Source organism: Kitasatospora sp. MY 5-36 (genome assembly GCF_001182915.1).
Classification (GTDB): domain Bacteria; phylum Actinomycetota; class Actinomycetes; order Streptomycetales; family Streptomycetaceae; genus Kitasatospora.
The window spans coordinates 1-909 of sequence record NZ_LFVW01001319.1 but is presented as its reverse complement, the minus strand read 5'-3'; the positions used below and the strand labels follow the sequence as shown (position 1 = coordinate 909).

1 pseudogene is annotated in these 909 nt (G+C 79.1%); it reads right to left on the bottom strand.

The annotated features are described in order from the left end of the window. Positions 1 to 909, bottom strand: a pseudogene (locus tag AE652_RS42210) (TIGR00374 family protein); the annotation flags it as partial.

The following is a 909-nucleotide window of genomic DNA, read 5'->3' as shown; positions in this document are numbered from 1 at the left end:
CGCAGCCGGCGCCAGGCGCGCTGGACGGCGGCGGCGGTGACGGCCTGCCGGTCGAGGAGCTGGACGTCGAGGTCGGGGCGGTCGTCGGCCTGTCGGACCAGGTAGCGGTCGGGGCCGGCCGGCCGGGCCTCGACCGGGCGCAGGCCGCTGTCGCGCAGGGCGCGCAGGACCTCGCCGGGCCGGGGGCAGGGGTCGGGGGTGCCGACCGCGTACAGGGTGCCGTGGGCGCCGGTCCAGCCGATCAGCAGCCCGAGCAGGAGCGCGGTGGGGGTGGCGTACCCGCCGGTCAGTCCGGCGAGGCCGGAGAGGGCGAGGACGGTCCAGGGCAGGCGGCGTTCCCGGCTGCCGGAGGCGGTCATGAAGGCGAGGACCGGCGCGAGGTAGCCGTAGACGGGCTCGGTGTGCCCGAGTCCGCCGTCGGGCAGCGCGTGGGTGAGCGCGGTGAGCAGCGAGAGCGGGGCGAGGTCGTCGGCCCACAGGTCCAGGCCGAGGGTGGCGCCGTACGCGAGGACGGCGGCGAGCAGTCCGTCGGAGACCTGCTGGACGGCGCGCCGCCGGTCGGGGCCCAGCAGCCGGCGGACGGCGAGGCCCACCGGGAGCAGCAGGACGGCGGCGGTGGTGAGCCCGCCGGCCAGGCTCGCCAGCGGGCGCGGCACCAGCGCGGCCGCCTCGGCGACGTCGGCGGCGATGCCGCCCGTCGTGGCGCGGGCGTAGTCGGCGAGCAGCAGGGTGAGGGCGATGGCGAACAGGCCGCCGATCAGCCGGATCAGGGCGACGGGCTGCCGGACCCGGTCGGTGGCGGGCAGCGGGCGGGCCCGGAACCGGCCGGGTCCGGGGCCGGTCTGCTCGGGTATCCGGGCGGTGGCCGTTCCGGTGCCGCCGTCGGCCGGTACCCCGGTCCGTTCGTCG